The organism is Streptomyces sp. NPDC021224 (assembly GCF_044332905.1).
Classification (GTDB): Bacteria; Actinomycetota; Actinomycetes; order Streptomycetales; family Streptomycetaceae; genus Actinacidiphila.
The window spans coordinates 224,859-242,238 of sequence record NZ_JBIRPW010000009.1 but is presented as its reverse complement, the minus strand read 5'-3'; the positions used below and the strand labels follow the sequence as shown (position 1 = coordinate 242,238).

16 protein-coding genes are annotated in these 17,380 nt (G+C 73.8%); 9 read left to right on the top strand and 7 right to left on the bottom strand.

Going from position 1 to position 17,380, the window contains the following annotated elements; all coding sequences use genetic code 11:
• Nucleotides 1-19 precede the first annotated feature (19 nt).
• Nucleotides 20-3,583, bottom strand: a complete 3,564-nt coding sequence (gene scy, locus ACH4PY_RS23955; protein WP_398186387.1) for a polarized growth protein Scy — start codon at nucleotides 3,581-3,583, stop codon at nucleotides 20-22.
• 177 nt (nucleotides 3,584-3,760) lie between these two features.
• On the bottom strand, nucleotides 3,761-4,243 hold the full coding sequence (mce, locus tag ACH4PY_RS23950) for a methylmalonyl-CoA epimerase (protein ID WP_398186384.1): 483 nt from the start codon (nucleotides 4,241-4,243) through the stop codon (nucleotides 3,761-3,763).
• 137 nt (nucleotides 4,244-4,380) lie between these two features.
• On the opposite strand from mce, the gene ACH4PY_RS23945 reads away from it, so the two are divergent.
• On the top strand, nucleotides 4,381-5,586 hold the full coding sequence (locus ACH4PY_RS23945; RefSeq protein WP_398186381.1) for an acetyl-CoA C-acetyltransferase: 1,206 nt from the start codon (nucleotides 4,381-4,383) through the stop codon (nucleotides 5,584-5,586).
• Nucleotides 5,587-5,606: 20 nt separating this feature from the next.
• Nucleotides 5,607-6,563: a methylmalonyl Co-A mutase-associated GTPase MeaB gene (meaB, locus tag ACH4PY_RS23940; protein WP_398186377.1), complete on the top strand. Its 957-nt coding sequence runs from the start codon at nucleotides 5,607-5,609 to the stop codon at nucleotides 6,561-6,563.
• Nucleotides 6,564-6,573: 10 nt separating this feature from the next.
• Here the strand turns inward: meaB and ACH4PY_RS23935 are convergent, their stop codons facing one another.
• Both ACH4PY_RS23935 and murJ read right to left on the bottom strand, forming a co-directional pair.
• A complete protein-coding gene (locus ACH4PY_RS23935; RefSeq protein WP_398186374.1) occupies nucleotides 6,574-7,134 on the bottom strand; it encodes a PadR family transcriptional regulator in 561 nt (186 codons plus the stop codon).
• 115 nt (nucleotides 7,135-7,249) lie between these two features.
• On the bottom strand, nucleotides 7,250-8,791 hold the full coding sequence (murJ, locus tag ACH4PY_RS23930; RefSeq protein ID WP_398186514.1) for a murein biosynthesis integral membrane protein MurJ: 1,542 nt from the start codon (nucleotides 8,789-8,791) through the stop codon (nucleotides 7,250-7,252).
• A gap of 474 nt (nucleotides 8,792-9,265) precedes the next feature.
• Between murJ and ACH4PY_RS23925 the strand changes: the two genes are divergently transcribed.
• Nucleotides 9,266-10,480 (top strand): lipid II:glycine glycyltransferase FemX, encoded by a 1,215-nt coding sequence (locus ACH4PY_RS23925; RefSeq protein WP_398186512.1) that lies wholly within the window; start codon nucleotides 9,266-9,268, stop codon nucleotides 10,478-10,480.
• A gap of 58 nt (nucleotides 10,481-10,538) precedes the next feature.
• Here the strand turns inward: ACH4PY_RS23925 and ACH4PY_RS23920 are convergent, their stop codons facing one another.
• Nucleotides 10,539-11,900: an MFS transporter gene (locus ACH4PY_RS23920; protein ID WP_398186371.1), complete on the bottom strand. Its 1,362-nt coding sequence runs from the start codon at nucleotides 11,898-11,900 to the stop codon at nucleotides 10,539-10,541.
• Between the two features lie 69 nt (nucleotides 11,901-11,969).
• Here ACH4PY_RS23920 and ACH4PY_RS23915 point away from each other — a divergent pair, with 69 nt between their 5' ends.
• Nucleotides 11,970-12,956, top strand: coding sequence for a DUF5937 family protein (locus tag ACH4PY_RS23915; RefSeq protein WP_398186509.1), 987 nt, complete (start codon nucleotides 11,970-11,972; stop codon nucleotides 12,954-12,956).
• A gap of 117 nt (nucleotides 12,957-13,073) precedes the next feature.
• Here ACH4PY_RS23915 and ACH4PY_RS23910 read toward each other — a convergent pair whose 3' ends face one another.
• On the bottom strand, nucleotides 13,074-13,367 hold the full coding sequence (locus ACH4PY_RS23910; RefSeq protein ID WP_398186368.1) for an MTH1187 family thiamine-binding protein: 294 nt from the start codon (nucleotides 13,365-13,367) through the stop codon (nucleotides 13,074-13,076).
• Nucleotides 13,364-13,714, bottom strand: a complete 351-nt coding sequence (locus ACH4PY_RS23905; RefSeq protein WP_398186364.1) for a DUF3817 domain-containing protein — start codon at nucleotides 13,712-13,714, stop codon at nucleotides 13,364-13,366. The genes ACH4PY_RS23910 and ACH4PY_RS23905 overlap by 4 nt, the downstream gene beginning before the upstream one ends.
• Nucleotides 13,715-13,946: 232 nt before the next feature.
• Between ACH4PY_RS23905 and ACH4PY_RS23900 the strand changes: the two genes are divergently transcribed.
• The 5 genes from ACH4PY_RS23900 to ACH4PY_RS23880 all read left to right on the top strand — a co-directional run bounded on the left by ACH4PY_RS23900 (nucleotide 13,947) and on the right by ACH4PY_RS23880 (nucleotide 17,335).
• Nucleotides 13,947-14,762 carry a DUF2127 domain-containing protein gene (locus ACH4PY_RS23900; RefSeq protein WP_398186361.1) on the top strand — a complete coding sequence of 272 codons (816 nt, stop codon included), beginning with the start codon at nucleotides 13,947-13,949 and terminating at the stop codon, nucleotides 14,760-14,762.
• 3 nt (nucleotides 14,763-14,765) lie between these two features.
• Nucleotides 14,766-15,404 (top strand): AIM24 family protein, encoded by a 639-nt coding sequence (locus ACH4PY_RS23895; RefSeq protein ID WP_398186359.1) that lies wholly within the window; start codon nucleotides 14,766-14,768, stop codon nucleotides 15,402-15,404.
• Nucleotides 15,404-16,054, top strand: a complete 651-nt coding sequence (locus ACH4PY_RS23890) for an AIM24 family protein (protein WP_398186356.1) — start codon at nucleotides 15,404-15,406, stop codon at nucleotides 16,052-16,054. The genes ACH4PY_RS23895 and ACH4PY_RS23890 overlap by 1 nt, the downstream gene beginning before the upstream one ends.
• On the top strand, nucleotides 16,051-16,776 hold the full coding sequence (locus ACH4PY_RS23885; RefSeq protein ID WP_398186353.1) for an AIM24 family protein: 726 nt from the start codon (nucleotides 16,051-16,053) through the stop codon (nucleotides 16,774-16,776). Before ACH4PY_RS23890 ends, ACH4PY_RS23885 begins: the two co-directional genes overlap by 4 nt.
• 76 nt (nucleotides 16,777-16,852) lie before the next feature.
• Entirely contained in the window at nucleotides 16,853-17,335 is a 483-nt protein-coding gene (locus ACH4PY_RS23880; RefSeq protein WP_398186349.1) for a MarR family winged helix-turn-helix transcriptional regulator, read from the top strand.
• Nucleotides 17,336-17,380: the final 45 nt, after the last annotated feature.

Sequence of the window (17,380 nt, the reverse complement as noted above, 5' to 3'; positions counted from 1 at the left end):
CGGCATGGAGAATGTGCGCTCAATCGAGTGGCTGATCGTCGCTGCGCTTGCCACCTGACCTGGTGGGACCCGTGGAGGCTCCAGCCGAGACCGTACTCTTCGGCGATTTGCCCGCGCCACCCGGAGCCTCGAACTGCTCCAGCGCCGCCAGCACGTCCTGCACCCGGCCGATCTCCGCGTTGATGTCCTCGCGGCGGCGCGAGAGGGTCTCCAGCTCGCGGCGGCCCTGCTCCACGATGTGCTCGGCCTCGGCGCGCGCCTCGCGCTTGACCCGCTCGGCCTCGCGCTCGGACTCCGCCTTCTTCTGCTCGGCCTCCTTGAGCAGGCCCTCGACCTTCTTCACCGCGGCGATCCTGACCTTGCTGGCCTCGGACGTCGCGGTCGACTTGATCTCGGCCGCCTTCTGCTCGGCCTCGCGCAGCTGTTCGGTCGCCGCCGCCACCAGCTTGTCGACCCGCTCGCCGACCACCCGCATCGCCTCGGCGGCCTCCTTGCGGGAGCGGTCGTGCAGCGCCTCCACCTCGGACTCCACCCGCTGCCGCAGCTCGTCGGTGCGCTCGCGGATCGTCGTGGCGTCCCGGCGGGCCTCGCCGAGCAGCGTGTCGGCGTCCGTACGGGCCCGCTCGACCATGCCGTTGCCCTCGGCCGTCGCCTCGTTGACCAGCCGCTCGGCCTCCGCGCGGGCCGCCGCGACCAGGGTGTCGGCCTGCTCCTCGGCCGCCTCGGCGAGCCGCCGGGCCTCCGCCTGCGCCTTGCCGACCAGCGTGTCCGCCTGCTCCGCGGCCTCGCTGCGGCGCTTGTTGGCAGCCTCCCGGGCCTCGTCCAGGATGCGCTGCGAGTTGGCCCGCGACTCCTCCGCGGTCTGCTCGGCCTCCGCCAGCCCCGCGCGGGCCTTGGCGCCCAGCCGCTCGGCCTCCTCGCGGGCCTTTCCGACCAGCGTGTCGGCCTGCGTGGCGGCGTCGGTACGCATCCGGTTGGCGTCCTCGCGGGCCTCGGCGCGCAGCCGGTCGGCCTCCTCGATCGCCTCCGTGACCGTACGGTCGGCCAGCGACCTGGCCGCCTCCGACTCCTCCTGCGCCTCCCGGCGCATCCGCGCGGTGTCCTCCGCGGCGCGCTCGCGCTCGGAGTTGGCGTCGGCGTGCAGCCGGTCCGCCTCGCCCTGCGCCTCGGTGCGCAGCCGCTCGGCGGCGTGCTCGGCCGCCGAGCGCAGCCCGGCGATCTCCTGCTCGGCCTCGTGGTGCAGGTTCGCGACCGCGTCCCGTACCTGCTGGGCGGTCTGCTCGGCCGCCGCGACCAGCTCGCCGGCCCGCTGCTCCGCCTCCGCGGACAGCCGGTCGGCCTCCGCCGCCGCGTCCTCGACCCGCTTGCGGGCCGCCGCGAGCAGCTCCTCGCTCTCCTCGCGGGCCCGCGCCCGCTCCTGCTCGGCCTCGGCCCGCGCGGTCGCCAGGTGCTCCTCGGCCGCCCGGCGCCGCCGGGCCGCCTCCTCCTGCGCCCCGGCCAGTGCCTCCGCGGCCTCCGCGCCCAGCCGCTCGGCCGCCGCGGACGCCTCGGCCCGCAGCCGGTCGGCGGTCTCCTGTGCCTCGCCGCGGGTGCGCTCGGCCTCCGCGGCCGCGTCGGCCTGCACCCGCAGGGCAACGTTCTCGCCCTCGGCCCGGGTCTGCGCCGCGTCGGCCGCCGCCTCGTCCCGCAGCCGTACGGCCTCGGCCTCGGCCTGCTCGACCAGGGCCCGGACCCGCTCGGCGGTCTCCTGGCGGACCCGCTCGGCGTCCTCGGCGGCCTCGGCGCGCAGTCGGTCCGCCTCGGCGCTGGCCTCGCGCAGGTTCTGCTCGGCTGCCGCGACCCGGGCCTCGGCCTCCTCGCGCAGCCGGGCGAGGTCGGCCTCGGCCTCCTCGCGCATCCGGGCCACGACCGTCTCGCCCTCGGCCCGCTGCTCGGCGGCGGCCCGCTCGGCGGCCTCCCGGACCGCCGCGCCCTGCCGCTCGGCCTCGGCCCGCAGCTCGTCGGCCTCGGCGCGCGCGGTGCGCAGCGCCTCCTCGGCCTTGGTGTTCAGCGCGGAGGCCCGCTCCACGGACTCCGCGCGCATCCGCTCGGCCTCGCCGGCCGCCTTCTGCCGCTGCTCGTCGCCGTCCGCCTTGGCCTTGGCCAGCAGCTCCTCGGCCTTGCTGGCGGCCTCCTCGATCTGCCCGACGGCCTCGCGGCGCGCCTCGCCGCGGATCCGCTCGCCCTCGGCGACCGCCTCGGCCCGCAGCTGCTCGGCCTCGCCGCGCAGCCGCCGGGCCTCCTCCTGGAGCTCGACGGTGCGGGCCCGGTACTCCTTGGTGTCGTCCTGGGCGGCGCCGCGCAGCTCCTGCGCCGCGGACTCCGCCTCGCCGCGCACCCGGTCCGCCTCGGCCTGCGCCTCCTTTCGGATGCGCTCGGCCTCCTCGCCCGCGCCCTTGGTCGTCGAGCGGGCGTCCTCCGACGCCTTGGTCAGGATCTCCTCGGCGGAGCGGGCGGCCTGTGCGAGCTGCGCGGCCGCGTCCTCGGCGGCGGCCGCGCGGGCGGTCTCCTGGGCCTCGGTACGGATCCGGTCGGCCTCGGCCCGCGCGTCGGCGACGGTCTGCTCGGCGTCCGCCTTGGCGGTCTCGGCCTCCTTGGTCGCCTCGCTCACCATGCGGGCGATCTCGGCCTTGGCCGTCCGGGTGCGCTGCTCCATCTCGGCCTCGGCGGCGGCCAGCCGCTTGGCGGCGCCCGCGGCGGCCTCCTCGCGCAGCTTGTCCGCCTCGGCGGTCGCCGCGCGCAGCCGCTCGTCGGCCTCCCGGACGCGCTCCTCGGCGAGCCGGGACAGCTCGGTGGCGCGCTGCCGGGCCTCGTCGGACTCGCTGCGGCTGGTGCTGCGCAGCTGCTCGGCCTCGGTGGTGGCCTCCTGGGCCTGCGAGGACGCGGCGGTCAGCAGCCGCTCGGCGTCCGTACGCGCCCGCCGCAGCACCTGCTCGGCCTCGGCGCGCGCGGCCTGGGCGTCGGAGGTGAGCCGGTCCCTGGTCTGCTCGGCGACCCGGGTGGCCTCGGCGCGGGCGGCGGCGAGCGCCGCCTCGGACTCCGCGCGGGTCTCGTCCAGCAGCCGGCGGGCCTGCGCCTCGCTGCGGGCGCGCAGCTGCTCGGCCCAGGCGACGTTCTCGTTGACGTGGCCCTCGACGCTGGCCCGCCGCTCGGCCAGCTCCTCGTCGAGCTGGCGGCGCCGGGCGATGGCCTCGGCGTGCCACTCGGCCTCGAAGCGGGCCTGGTGCTCGGCCTGCTCCTGGAGGAGACGCTGGGTCTGGGCGCGGGCCTCGCGCAGCTCGCGCTCGGCGTCGGCGCGCAGCTGGTCGGCCTGGATCTGGGCGTTGCGCAGCAGCTGGTCGGCCTGGTGGCCGATGTTGTCGTACGCGGGGCGGGAGGCGAGCATCCGGCGGGCCTCGTGCAGCTTGGCACGCAGCACCTCGACCTGGTAGCCGAGGTCGTCGGCGTGATCGACCGCCTTGCCCCGCTCGGTCCGCAGCCGCTCCATCTCGGCCTCGAACTGAGAGAGGTGGTCGTCAGCCCGGTAGCTGTCGTTGCCCCGCACTCCGCGGTCCCATCGGTCTCCTGGCGTTCTCACCCGCCAACCGGGTGAGCTTCTCCGTGACCCTGTTTGAATCAGGGCCTACGAAGAATGGTGTCAGATCAACGGCGCGGAGCGGGAGCGTACCCAGACCCCACCCCGGTCGGCCCGGCCACTCTACCGGGCAGCACGGGGATAAGGTCAGTGGTCCTCGACAGGTCGGTGCTCGCCGGAGGGCGTGTCGGCGGCCGCGGGGGAGTGGGTTCCGGCGGCGGTCACCAGTTCGGTCAGGACGCCGTGGCAGTCCTTCGGGTGCAGGAAGGTGATCCGCGAGTCCATGGAGCCGCGCCGCGGCTCGTCGTAGAGGACCCGTACGCCCTTGCCGCGGATGGCCTCGGAGTCCGTGTCGACGTCCGCGGTGCCGAAGGCGATGTGGTGGACGCCCTCGCCGTTCTTGGCCAGCCACTTGCCGACCGCGCTGTCCTCCCGGATCGGCTCCAGCAGCTGGAGGTAGGAGGAGCCGCCGTCGTCCGTACCGTTGATCCTGAGCATGGCCTCGCGTACGCCCTGCTCGTCGTTGACCTCTGTGTGGAAGACCTCGAATCCGTAGGTGGCGCGGTAGAACTCGACGGTCGCGTCGAGGTCGGAGCAGGCGATCCCGATGTGGTCGATACGAGTCAGCATGGAACCAGTGCACCGTAAGGCCCGCGATTACACAACGTGCGCGCTGTCACACGTTCCGCCGGGTGACGTGGCGTCTACCGGTCAGTACATTGACGCTAACCCTCGTTAACCTCTCTTCTGTCGAAGGGATCCGCACCATGACAGCCAGTACCAGCAGCACACGCTCGGTCATCGTCGCAGGTGCCCGTACGCCCATGGGCCGGCTGCTCGGCAGCCTGCGCGGCTTCTCCGGGGCCGAGCTCGGCGGCATCGCGATCAAGGCCGCGCTGGAGCGGGCCGGGGTCCGCGGCGACCAGGTCGAGTACGTGATCATGGGGCAGGTGCTCCAGGCCGGCGCCGGCCAGATCCCCGCCCGGCAGGCCGCGGTCAAGGGCGGCATCCCGCTGTCGGTGCCCGCGCTCACCGTGAACAAGGTGTGCCTGTCCGGCCTCGACGCGATCGCGCTCGCCGACCAGCTGATCCGGGCCGGCGAGTTCGACATCGTGGTGGCCGGCGGCCAGGAGTCCATGACCAACGCCCCGCACCTGCTGCCCGGCTCCCGCGCCGGCCACAAGTACGGCGCGATCGAGATGCTCGACTCCATGGCCCACGACGGCCTCACCGACGCCTTCGAGAACATCGCGATGGGCGAGTCCACCGAGCACCACAACACCCGGCTCGGCATCGCCCGCGCCGACCAGGACGCCTTCGGCGCGCTGTCCCACCAGCGGGCCGCCGCCGCGCAGAAGAACGGCCTGTTCGACGCCGAGATCACCCCCGTCGAGATCCCGCAGCGCAAGGGCGACCCGGTCGTCTTCGGCAAGGACGAGGGCATCCGCCCGGAGACCACCGCCGAGTCGCTGTCCCGGCTGCGCCCCTCCTTCACCGCCGACGGCACGATCACCGCGGGCACCGCCTCGCAGATCTCCGACGGCGCTGCCGCCGTCGTCGTCATGAGCCGCGCCAAGGCCGAGGAGCTGGGTCTGTCCTGGATCGCCGAGATCGGCGCCCACGGCAACGTCGCGGGCCCCGACAACTCGCTCCACTCCCAGCCCTCCAACGCCATCGCGCACGCCCTGCGCAAGGAGGGGCTGACGGTCGGCGACCTGGACCTCATCGAGATCAACGAGGCCTTCGCGGCCGTCGCCGTCCAGTCCATGAAGGACCTCGGCGTGACACCTGAAAAGGTGAACGTGAACGGCGGCGCCATCGCGCTCGGCCACCCGATCGGCATGTCCGGAGCCCGTATCGTGCTGCACCTGGCGCTGGAACTCGGCCGCCGCGGCGGCGGCACCGGCGCGGCCGCCCTGTGCGGGGGTGGCGGGCAGGGCGACGCGCTGATCCTGCACGTGCCGGCGAGCTGACGTTACGGAGGACGGCTGCGATGGTGGATGTCGGGGAGCTGGTCGAGCAGGCACGGGCCGGACGGCCGCGGGCGGTGGCCCGGCTGATCTCGCTGGTCGAGGGGGCCTCCCCGCACCTGCGCGAGGTGATGGCCGCACTCGCGCCGCTCACCGGCGGGGCGTACGTGGTGGGCCTGACCGGCTCGCCCGGCGTCGGCAAGTCCACCACCACCTCGGCCCTGGTGACCGCCTACCGCAAGGCGGGCCGCCGGGTCGGGGTGCTCGCCGTCGACCCGTCCTCGCCGTTCTCCGGCGGCGCGCTGCTCGGCGACCGGGTGCGGATGTCGGAGCACGCCTCCGACCCGGGCGTCTACATCCGCTCCATGGCCACCCGCGGCCACCTCGGCGGCCTGGCCTGGGCCGCCCCGCAGGCCATCCGGGTGCTGGACGCGGCCGGCTGCGACGTGATCCTCGTCGAGACCGTCGGCGTCGGGCAGTCCGAGGTCGAGATCGCCGCGCAGGCCGACACCTCCGTGGTGCTGCTCGCCCCCGGCATGGGCGACGGGATCCAGGCCGCCAAGGCCGGCATCCTGGAGATCGGCGACCTCTACGTCGTCAACAAGGCCGACCGGGACGGCGCCGACGCCACCGCCCGCGAGCTCAACCACATGCTCGGCCTGGGGGAGTCCCGCGCCCCCGGCGACTGGCGCCCGCCCATCGTCAAGACCGTCGCCGCGCGCGGCGAGGGCGTCGACGAGGTCGTCGAGGCGCTCGACAAGCACCGCGCGTGGATGGAGGAGCGCGGCGTCCTGGCCACCCGCCGGGCCGACCGCGCCGCCCGCGAGATCGAGACCATCGCCCTCACCGCGCTGCGCGCCCGCATCACCGCCCCCGGCTCCTCCCACGACCTCCCGGCTCTCGCCCACCGCGTCACCGAGGGCACCCTCGACCCGTACACGGCGGCGGACTCCCTCATCGAGGGCCTGACGGGCGCGTAGCGGCCCCGCCCTACGCCCGGTCCTGCCGGGCGCGCAGGACCGCCGCCGACTCCAGGCACCAGGCGCGGGTCTCGCGTTCGAGCGCGAGGCCGCGGCGGCAGGTGAGGTAGGGGCCGATCGTCGGGGAGTCGCGGAGGTAGTCGGCCTCGGGGAGGTCGCCGCGCAGCAGGGCCAGCAGGTCCTCGTAGCCGGCGATGCGGGCCAGGGAGGATTCGGCGCGCGCGTCGAGCTGGGCGATGACGCGGGCCGGGTCGACATGGTCGGCGGTCTGGACCATCACCAGCAGGTCGTCGCGGATGAAGGTGGGCTTGGAGTCGGCGGCGACGAAGCGCTCCAGCTCCGCGAGGCCCTCCGCGGTGACCGTGAAGACCCGCTTGTTGGGGCGGCTGGTCTGTACGACCTCGCGCCCCGCGACCAGGCCCTCCTTCTCCAGCTTGGACAGCTCGGCGTAGAGCTGCTGGGGCAGCGCGTGCCAGAAGTTGGCGACCCCGATGCCGAACGCCTTGGCCAGCTGGTAGCCGCTGAACTCGTTGTCGAGCAGTGCCGCGAGCACGGCGTGCCGCAGTGCCATCGGGGCTCCCTCCCGCCCGTTCCCGCCCGTCCCGCCCGGGGGGACGGGTGAACCGCTCAGCTTACTCAAGGATTTTAGTATTCGCTTTTGTGAGTACGGCCATTTCGCGGCCGGTTCACGACCTCCGCGGGCGCAGCCGCAGCCCCAGCGGCCGGGCCAGCACCAGCGCGGGCGCCAGCAGCGCCGCACCGCCCAGCAGCAGGCCCGCCGCGTCGCCCGCCAGGCCCGTACCGAGCCGGTCGGTGCACACGTGCGCCGCCCACAGCGACAGGTACGCCCCCGGCAGGAACGCGCCCAGCAGCCGCAGATGGTGGCCCAGCACCCCCGGGCGCCAGCCCAGCCGGCGGCGCAGCAGCGTGGACGTCGCCAGCAGCCCCGCCGTGCACGCCACCGCGTAGCCCGCCGCCATGCCCGTGACCGCCCAGCGGGCCGGCAGCAGCGCGTACGAGGCCGCCGCCAGCGACGCGTTGACGGCCGCGATGAGGACGTTGAGGAAGAACGGGGTCCGCGTGTCGCCGAGCGCGTAGAAGCCGCGGGCCAGCAGGTACTGGCCGGCGAACGCGGGCAGGCCGAGCGCGAAGGCGGTCAGCATCCAGCCGATCGCCGCCGCGTCCGCGTCGGTCGTCGCGCCGTGCTGGAAGACCACACCGGTGATCTGCGGGGCGAGCGTCACGAACGCCAGCGCCGCCGGGACGACCGCGACCCCGGACGCGTTCAGCCCGCGCGTCAGGTCCGCGCCGATCGCCGCGTGGTCGCCGTCCGCCGCCGCCCGGCTCATCCGCGGCAGCAGCGCGGTCACCAGCGACACCGTCACGATGCCCTGCGGGACGACCCACAGGTTGTACGCGTTGCTGTACGCGGCATAGCCGACGCCCGCGCCGTGCCCCGCCGCCAGCGCGTGCTCGCCCGCGGACGTGGACAGCCGGGTCACCACCCAGTACGCGCCCTGGTTGACCAGCACCAGCAGCAGCGTCCACACCGCCGCCCGCATCGGCTGCGTCAGGCCCGCACCGCGCCAGTCGAACCGCGGGTGCCAGCGGAAGCCGGACGCGCGCAGCGACGGCAGCAGGCCGAGCGCCTGCACCGCGATACCCGCGGTGCTGCCCAGGCCCAGCACCAGCGCGTCCCCGTCGTCGATGCCGCCGCGCGCGGTGCCCAGGTAGAGGCCGAACACCGCGATGACCACCAGGTTGTTGAGCACCGGCGTCCACATCATCGCCGCGAAACGGTCCCGCGCCCCCAGCACCTGGCCGAGCAGCGTGAAGACGCCGTAGCAGAGGATCTGCGGCAGGCAGTAGCGGGCGAGCGTCACCGTCAGGTCGCGCTGCGCCCCGTCGAACTCCGGCGCGTACGCGGACACCAGCAGCGGCGCCGCGAGCACCGCCAGCGCGGTCACCGCGAGCAGGCCCACCGCGCACAGCGTCAGCAGCCGGTCGGTGTACGCCTGCCCGCCGTCCGCGTGCTCCTTCGCCGCGCGCACCAGCTCGGGGATGAAGACGGACTGGAGGGCGCCGCCGATCATCAGCGCGTACACGATGTTCGGGACGGTGTTGGCGACGCTGAAGGCGTCGCCCGCCGCGGCGGTGCCGACGGCCGCGGTGATCACCGCGAGCCGGAGGAACCCGGTGGCCCGGGAGACCAGCGAGCCCGCCATCATCGCCCGGCCGCTGCGGGCGAGGGATTTCTTGGCGTGTCGCGTACGGGGGCGGGTTGCCGTCGGCGCCAACCCGTTCCCCTGTTCTTCGCGCTCGCGCGCGGGACGGGGGGTGCGGGCCTTTTGTGCCACCGGGCGGTGGCGGCCTTCCGGGCGGTGCGCCCGGACCCCTGCGGATGTCTTCCGCTCATGGTGACGCCTGTGACCCGCGCGCAGTTCCTTGCGCTCCTCTCGCTCCGGGGTGCCACCTGCGGTGGGCCCGCGACCGGCCACGACGATTCCTGCGCTCCGCCACGGCGCGAGGTGGCAGCCCGGTTCGAAACGGCCACCGGCAGAAAGTGTGGGGGCGGGGGCGCGCCCCGGGACATAGCCGCGGGGTGTCGGGAATCTCTCGGTCACAAACGGTCCGGCACAGGCGTGGGAAGTCGTGAGCGGGCCGTTCCCGGACCGCCGTACGGGGAGGACCGCGTCGTGACGATGACCACCCACCAGCACGTACCGAAGGCCAGTGTCCCGGCCGGGGAAGGGAACGCGCTCCGGCTGGAGCCGATCGGCGCGGACCTGCACGCCGCCTTCCTGCGGCGGCCGGGCGGGCACACCGCGAGCTTCCTGCAGACGCCGGCCTGGGGGCGGGTCAAGTCGGGGTGGCGGGCGGAGAGCCTGGGGTGGTTCGACGACGCCGGGCGGCTGCTCGGCACCGCGCTCGTGCTCTACCGGCAACTACCGGGCCTGCGGCGGCTGTTCGCGTACCTGCCGGAGGGCCCCGCGGTGGACTGGGCCGATCCGCAGCTGGAGCGGTGGCTGGCGCCGCTCGCGGACCATCTGCGGGAGGCGGGGGCCTTCGCCGTACGGATGGGGCCGCCGCTGGCCTACCGGCGGTGGTCGGCGCGGACGTTGAAGGACGCGGTGGGGCCGGGGCGGCGGGTGGGGGACATCCTGCCGGACCTGGTCGAGCCGCTGGGCGCGGCCGTCGCCGACCGGCTGCGCGAGTCGGGCTGGCGGCGCTGCGGCGAGGACGGCCAGGGTGTGGGGGTACCTCCCAGGCGGAGCGCTGGGGGAGCACAGCCGCGGCTGGTGTTCGAGGTGCCGCTCGCCGGGCGCGGTCTGGACGACCTGTGGACGGGGCTCAACCAGGAGTGGCGCCGCAACATCAAGAAGGCGGGCAAGAGCGGGGTGCGCACCGACGTGGAGGGCCCGCGGACGCTGCCCGCCTTCCACGAGCTGCTGCGCGTCACCGAGCGCCGCGACGGCTTCGACCTGGGCCGCGACCTCGATTACTACCAGCGGCAGTACGCGGAGCTGAACGCCGAGCAGCCGGGCCGGATGCGGCTGTACACCGCCCGCCACGAGGGCGAACTGCTGGCCGCGCACACGCTGCTGGCCGCTCCGGACGGGGTCCGGGTCTGGTACCAGACGGGAGCCTCCGCCGACCACCGCCGCGAGGTGCGGCCGAGCAACGCGCTCCAGTGGCGGATGCTGTGCGACGCGCTGCTGGCGGGCGCGGCCGTGTACGACATGCGCGGGGTCCCGGACGACCTGGACCCGGCGTCCCGCGCGCACGGCTTGCTGCGCTGGAAGCTGGGCACCGGCGGGGAGGCCGTCGAGACGGTGGGGGAGTGGGAACTGCCGTTGCAGGGCGCGGTCAACAAGGCCCTGCACCGTGCGATGCACGCCTACCTGACCCGCCGCTGAGCCCCGCGGCTGCGCCGGGAGCCGGGCGAACCCGCAGGTCCGCGGTGGGCGACGCGCGTCACGCGGTGAGCATCACCGGCGCCTGGCGGGTGCGCCGCACCGCGCGCAGCACGAGCAGCACGCACACCGTGCCGCCCGCGCCCGACCCGGCGATGACGGCGTAGGGCGGGGCCCATTCGGCGAGCGCGCCGCCGACGGTGATGCCGAGGCCCTGGAGGGTCATCAGGCCCGCGCCGAGCAGCGTCATGGCCTGGCCGCGGGTGTGGTCGGGCACGTCGGTGACGAACCACTTGTCCATGCCGAGCGCGTACGCCGCGCTGAGCCCGGTCAGCAGCAGCAGGACGAGCGCCACCGGCAGCGACGGGTCGATCGCGAAGAAGACCAGCGGGACGAGCGAGATGCCGGCCAGCGGCAGGACGATACGGTCCCGGGCCGCGGGTGACAGCAGCGTGCCGGCGAGGATCTCGCTCGCGGCGGTGCCCGCGGGCATCGCGGCGAGGAAGAGCCCGTAGCCGACCGAACCGGCGCCGACGTCCTCGGCGAAGGGCGCGGCCAGGCCCTCGGCGACGATGAAGAACATCGGCGGTATCCACCACATCAGCAGCAGCGCCCGGATCCGCGGGTCGGCCATCAGGCGCCCGGCGGACTGCAGCGACTCGCGCAGCAGTTGCCCGCTGTGGGTGACGCGGGCGGGGCGGTCGCGGGTGCCGAGCCGCAGCAGCAGCGCCGACCCGGCGAAGGTCGCGGCGGTCAGCAGCAGCGCGGAACGCGGGCTGAGCCACACCAGGATGAGGCCGCCGACGCCGAAGCCGACGATCTGCGAGCCCTGGGCGACGATCCGCACCAGCGAGCGGCCGAGCACGTACCGCTCGCCCGTGAGGATGTCGGCCAGGCTCGCGGCGCGGGTGCCGGTGAACAGCGGCGCGATGAGCGACATCACCACGCGCAGCGCGAAGAGCGCCGCGATGGGTGTGCCGGGTATCGCGGTGGCCGCGACGCAGGCGCAGGACAGGACGTCGCAGGTGACCAGGACCCGGCGCGCGGGGTAGCGGTCGGCGATGCCGGACAGCAGCAGCCCGCTGAGCGCGTAGGGCAGATAGGTCAGGGCGAAGACGAGGGCGGACAGCACCGCCGAGCCGGTCTCGGCGTAGACGAGGACGGCGAGCGCGACCTCGGCGAGCACCCCGCCGAGCATGGACAGCACGTGCGCGGCGAAGATCGGGCGGAATTCGCGTATCCGGAAGACCGCTCCGTAGCCGATGGCGGGCGCGGTTTCCCGCTGGTTCTCCTGCTGGCCGCCGGGGGTGTTGGCGGTGTTCCGCGGGACGTCCGCGCTTTCCGCGCGGGTTTCCGCGCGTGTTTCTCCGGCCGGCGAAGCGGGGTCGACCCCGCGTGGCGGGTGCTCGCTGTCCGTTGTCATGCCATCACCCTGGAGCCACTCGGACCCCACGTGTAGTCTTTCGCGTACAGCCGAATCTTGGGGGTCATGATGTCGCTTCGCATGCGATTTGCGGCTGAGGACCTGCTCAAGTGCCGTTTCGCGATCTCCCCGCTGCGCGAGACGCAGGGCGCGGTGCGTACGCTCTCCCGCCCCGACCGGCACGGCCACCACCTGCCGTGGCTGCGGCAGGTACGGGCCGCGGCGGCCGGGCTGGACCTCGCCCCGCTGTGGCTGCTCGCGCCCGAACACGGCTACGGCCCCGACTTCCTGCAGCCCGTCCCGGACCTGCCGCTCGCCTCGCTCGACGAGGAGCTGGACCGGGTCCGGGCCACCCCGGCGGCCACCGCCCGCCGTCAGCTGGCCGCCTCCCTCGCCCAGACCCCGGGCGCCGCGGACAGCCGCCGGGGCCGCGCGATGCTCAACGACCCGGCGGGCACCGTGCAGCAGCTCGCCGGGCTCTTCGAGCACGTCTGGGCGGCGCTGCTGGCCCCGCACTGGCCGCGGCTGCGCGCGGTGCTGGAGGCCGACGTGGCCTACCACGCCCGGCGGCTCGCCGACGGGGGCATGCAGCGGCTCTTCACCGGGCTGCACCCCAGGCTGCACTGGTCCGACGGCGCCCTGACCACCCCCGGCACCGCGGGGCCGCTGCCGGAACCCACCGGGCGCGGCCTGGTGCTGGTGCCCAGCGTCTTCTTCTGGCCCGAGGCGGGCGGCGCCTTCGACCCGCCCTGGCAGCCCGTCGTCGTCTATCCCGCGCGCGGCATCGGCGGTCTGTGGGCGCCCGGCGGACCGACCGCGTCCGACACCCTGGTGCGGCTGCTGGGCGCCAACCGCGCGGCGATACTCAGCGGGCTGGACGCCCCCAGCACCACCACCGCGCTGGCCCACCGGCATGTGATGGCCATGTCGTCGGTGTCCGCGCATCTCGCGGTGCTGCGCGACGCGGGCCTGCTGACCTCGCGCCGCTACGGCCACCAGGTGCTCTACGAGCGCACCCCGCTGGGCATCGCGCTGGCCACCGGCGGGCTGCTCTGACCTGCCGGACGGGCCCTGCGGCGGCCGGAGTCACCGGGTCCGCACAGCAGCGGTACGGCTTCCGCACATGACGCGAACGTGACCGCGGTGCTTCCGGAAGATGTCCGGATCTTGCTGTCAGTCGGCCAGATACCGTTCGACCGTGGCCACCTTGGAGTCGAGGCCCCCGGTCACCCCCGGCCGCAGATCGGCCTTGAGGACGAGCGAGACCCGCGGCGCCCGCGCCTCGACCGCGGCGACGGCGCGGCGTACGACGTCCATCACCTCGTCCCACTCGCCCTCGACCGAGGTGAACATCGCGTCCGTGCGGTTCGGCAGCCCGGACTCGCGCACCACCCGCACGGCGTCCGCCACGTACTCCCCGACCTCCTCGCCGACACCCAGCGGTGTGACGGAAAAGGCGACGATCACGCGCCCACCGCCTCGGAGCGCCCGTGCGCGGCCACCGCCGCGGTCACGGCGGCCTCCGACTCGCGGGCCAGCGTGCGCTCGGCGAAGAAGCCGCCGGTCGGCAGCACCGACAGCAGGAGCAGCCAGCCCGCGCGCTTCCAGCCCCACCGGGCGCTGCGCCAGGCCAGCGCCCAGAAGACGACGTACAGGATGAAGAGGATGCCGTGCACCATGCCCATGACCGGCACCGCGTTGAAGTCCGTGGCGCGCTTGAGCACCGAGCAGACGAGCAGCAGCAGGAAGGAGACCGCCTCGGGGGCGGAGATCAGGCGCAGCCTGCGCAGCGCGCCGGCGGTCTTCAGGTCCACGGGGTACCTCACTGTCGTACGGGGCGGGCCGGTCCGGCCGGTCGGGACGGTTCGCGATCCGGTCTTGTGATCGCATTCACAAGACCTCCCCATTATCAACCCCCGGCATCGACGACCTGCCCCGGGGGTAGGTCCGGGGCGAGGAAACCGCGCGAAGGGCGGTAGCGTCCCTGTCCACGACACCGTTCGTGATGAGTGCACGACACCGAACACCCACGGGGACCGAGGGACGATGAGCATCGACTGGGACCGCCGGCACTGCGCGCGCAAGGGCCACATCACCTACGCGCCCGACGAGCTGCGGCTGCGCGCCCGGCTGCACGCCGCCACCGCGGTCGGCGAGGTGTGGCGCTGCCTGCGCTGCGGCGACTTCGTGCTCGGCGAGCCGCACGGCTCCGGCCCCGCCGACATGGCGCCGCTCGTACCGCGCGGCCGGGCGCTGCGCGACCTGTTCATCCTGCGCTTCCTCGCCGTCGAGCGGATCCTGCGCGGGCTGCTCATCGTCATCGCGGCCTGGGCGGTGTGGAAGTTCAGCAACTCCCAGGACGCGGTCCGCAAGCTCTTCGAGGACGACCTGACGGCCTTCAAACCGGTCGCCGACCACTTCCACTACGACCTCGACCACTCGCCGGTCGTCGACTCCATCCGGAAGTTCTTCGACTACAAGAAGTCGACGCTGCAGATCGTCGCGGCCGCGCTGCTCGGCTACGCGCTCATCGAGATCGTCGAGGGCTTCGGCCTGTGGTGGGCCAAGCGCTGGGCGGAGTACCTGACCGTCGTCGCGACCGCCGCCTTCCTGCCGCTGGAGGTCTACGAGCTGACGGAGAAGGTCAGCTACTTCAAGATCGGCACCCTGGCGCTCAACGTCCTCGCCGTCCTCTACATCCTGCTCGGCAAGCGGCTGTTCGGCCTGCGCGGCGGTCACAGGGCCTTCGAGGCCGCGCGCCGCAGCGCCTCGCTGCTGGAGGTCCAGGAGGCGGCCGGCGCCCCCGGCGAGGAGCCCGAACCGCTGCCCGTACGCCCGCGTACGGCCACCGAGGCCGGCTGAGGCATGGCCGTCTTCCGGCTCCAGGGCAGCCGCGTCCTCGCCGTCGACCTGGCGGGTGACGCGGTCAAGGCCAAGAAGGGCGCCATGGTCGCCTACGAGGGCGAGGTCACCTTCAAGAAGATGACCGGCGGCGGCGAGGGCCTGCGGGGCCTGGTCACCCGGCGCGTCACGGGCGAGGCGATGGCCGTCATGGAGGTCAGGGGCCAGGGCACGGTGTACTTCGCCGACCGGGCCACCGAGATCAACCTCGTCCGGCTCACCGGCGAGAAGCTGCACGTCGAGGCGAGCAACCTGCTGGTCACCGAGTCGTCGCTGCGCACCGGCACCACCTTCACCGGGCTGCGCGGCGCCTCGCAGGGCAACGGGCTGTTCACCACCACCGTCGAGGGCACCGGACAGGCCGCGATCATGTCCGACGGGCCCGCGATCGTGCTGCGCGTCACCCCCGGCACCCCGCTGGTCGTCGACCCGCAGGCGTACGTCGCCCACACCGGGGATCTGCGCCAGCAGCTGCGCAGCTACGTGTCCCTGCGCACCCTCGTCGGCGAGGGCTCGGGGGAGAGCTTCCGCATCCACTTCGAGGGCGACGGCCTGGTCTACGTCCAGCCCAGCGAGCGCAACGCCATCGGGGGCCAGATCTGATGCCCTTCACCCGGATCAACTCCAAGCTCGTCGAGGCCCGCGTCGTGCCCGGCCGGCGGATGTTCAGCCAGCGCGGCGCCATGCTCGCCTACCGCGGCGCCGTCACCTTCACCCCCAGCATCACCGGCGGGCAGGGCGGCGTGATGGGCATGATCGGCCGCCGGGTGGCGAACGAGGCCACCCCGCTCATGGTCGTCGAGGGCGACGGCACCGTGCTGTTCGGCCACGGCGGCCACCACATCCACTCCGTGGACCTCACCGGCGAGACGCTCTACGTCGAGGCCGACCGGCTGCTCGCCTTCGACGGCTCCCTCGCCCAGGGCACCATGTTCATGGGCTCGCAGGGCGGGGTGATGGGCGTGATACGGGGCCAGGCCACCGGCCAGGGGCTGTTCACCACCACGCTCCAGGGCAAGGGCTCGGTCGCCGTCATGGCGCACGGCGGCGTCTTCGAGCTGCACGTCACGCCCGGCCGCCCCGTCCACGTCGATCCGCAGGCGTACGTCGCGCACCGCGGCGACCTGCGCAACAAGCTCGTGACCGCGATCGGCTGGCGCGAGATGGTCGGCCGCGGCTCCGGCGAGGCCTTCCAGCTCGAACTGAGCGGCCAGGGCACGGTCTACGTCCAGGCCTCGGAGGAGAAGCTGTGACCCACCCCGCCCAGGGCCCCGTCGTCTTCGACGCCTTCACGCTGCCGAGCAACGACAACGTCAACCCGTACGCCTTCAGCGTCGACCTCGACGGGCAGTGGTTCCTCCAGAAGGGGAAGATGATCGCCTACTACGGGCAGATCGACTTCCACGGCATCGGCCACGGCCCGCTCGACCGCCTCGTCGCCGCGAACTTCCACTCCCCCCTGCACGCGGCCGCCTGGGTCGTCGCCCAGGGCCGCGGCAAGATGCTGCTCGCCGACCGGGCGTACGACATCAACTCCTACGACCTCGACGACGGCAACCTCACCATCCGCTCCGGCAACCTGCTGGCCTTCCAGCCCGGACTGACCCTCAAGCAGTCGATCATCCCCGGCTTCCTGACGCTGCTCGGCACCGGCAAGTTCGTCGCCGCCTCCAACGGCGCGGTGCACTTCGTCGAACCGCCCATCCGCGTCGACCCGCAGGCCCTCGTCGGCTGGGCCGACTGCCCGAGCCCCTGCCACCACTACGACCACGCCTACATGCGCGGCGTCCTCGGCGGCATCCGCGCGCTCACCGGTATCGGCGGCGCGTCCGGTGAGGAGCACCAGTTCGAGTTCAGCGGCGCCGGGCAGGTGCTGCTGCAGTCCACCGAGGACCTCATGCCCGGCACGGACACCGGCGGCGTCCCCATGAGCGCCGGCCCCGGCGTACCCGGCGCGGCCCGCCCCGGGAGCTGACGGCAGCCGCTGCACACGGTGACGGCCCCGCTACCCGGGTGAACGTACGAATTTCAACGGACGGTAGAATTCGCCCATGACGACGGAGACCGCGGACAGCGCGACGACCTGGCTCAGCGAGGAGGAGCAGCGCGCCTGGCGCGTCCACCTCGATGTCAGCCGGCTGCTCATGTACCAGCTGGAGCGCGACCTGCAACCCTTCGGACTGACCAACAACGACTACGAGATCCTCGTCAACCTCTCCGAGGCCGAGGACCACCGCATGCGGATGAGCGACCTCGCGAAATCCACCCTGCAGAGCAAGAGCAGGCTCTCGCACCAGATCACGCGCATGGAGGCCGCCGGGTACGTGCGGCGGGAGAACTGCGAGTCGGACCGGCGCGGGCTCTACGCCGTGCTCACCGAGCACGGCTGGGACACGATGCGGGAGGTCGCGCCGCGGCATGTCGCGTCGGTGCGCGAGCACTTCATCGACCTCATCGACCGGGACGGCCTCGCGGCGTACCACGCCGCGCTCGCCCCGGTCGCCAGCCACCTGCGGGCCACGCGCCTGCACTGAGCCCCACGCCCTGCCGGGCGACGCCACCACCGGGACCTCGCCCCC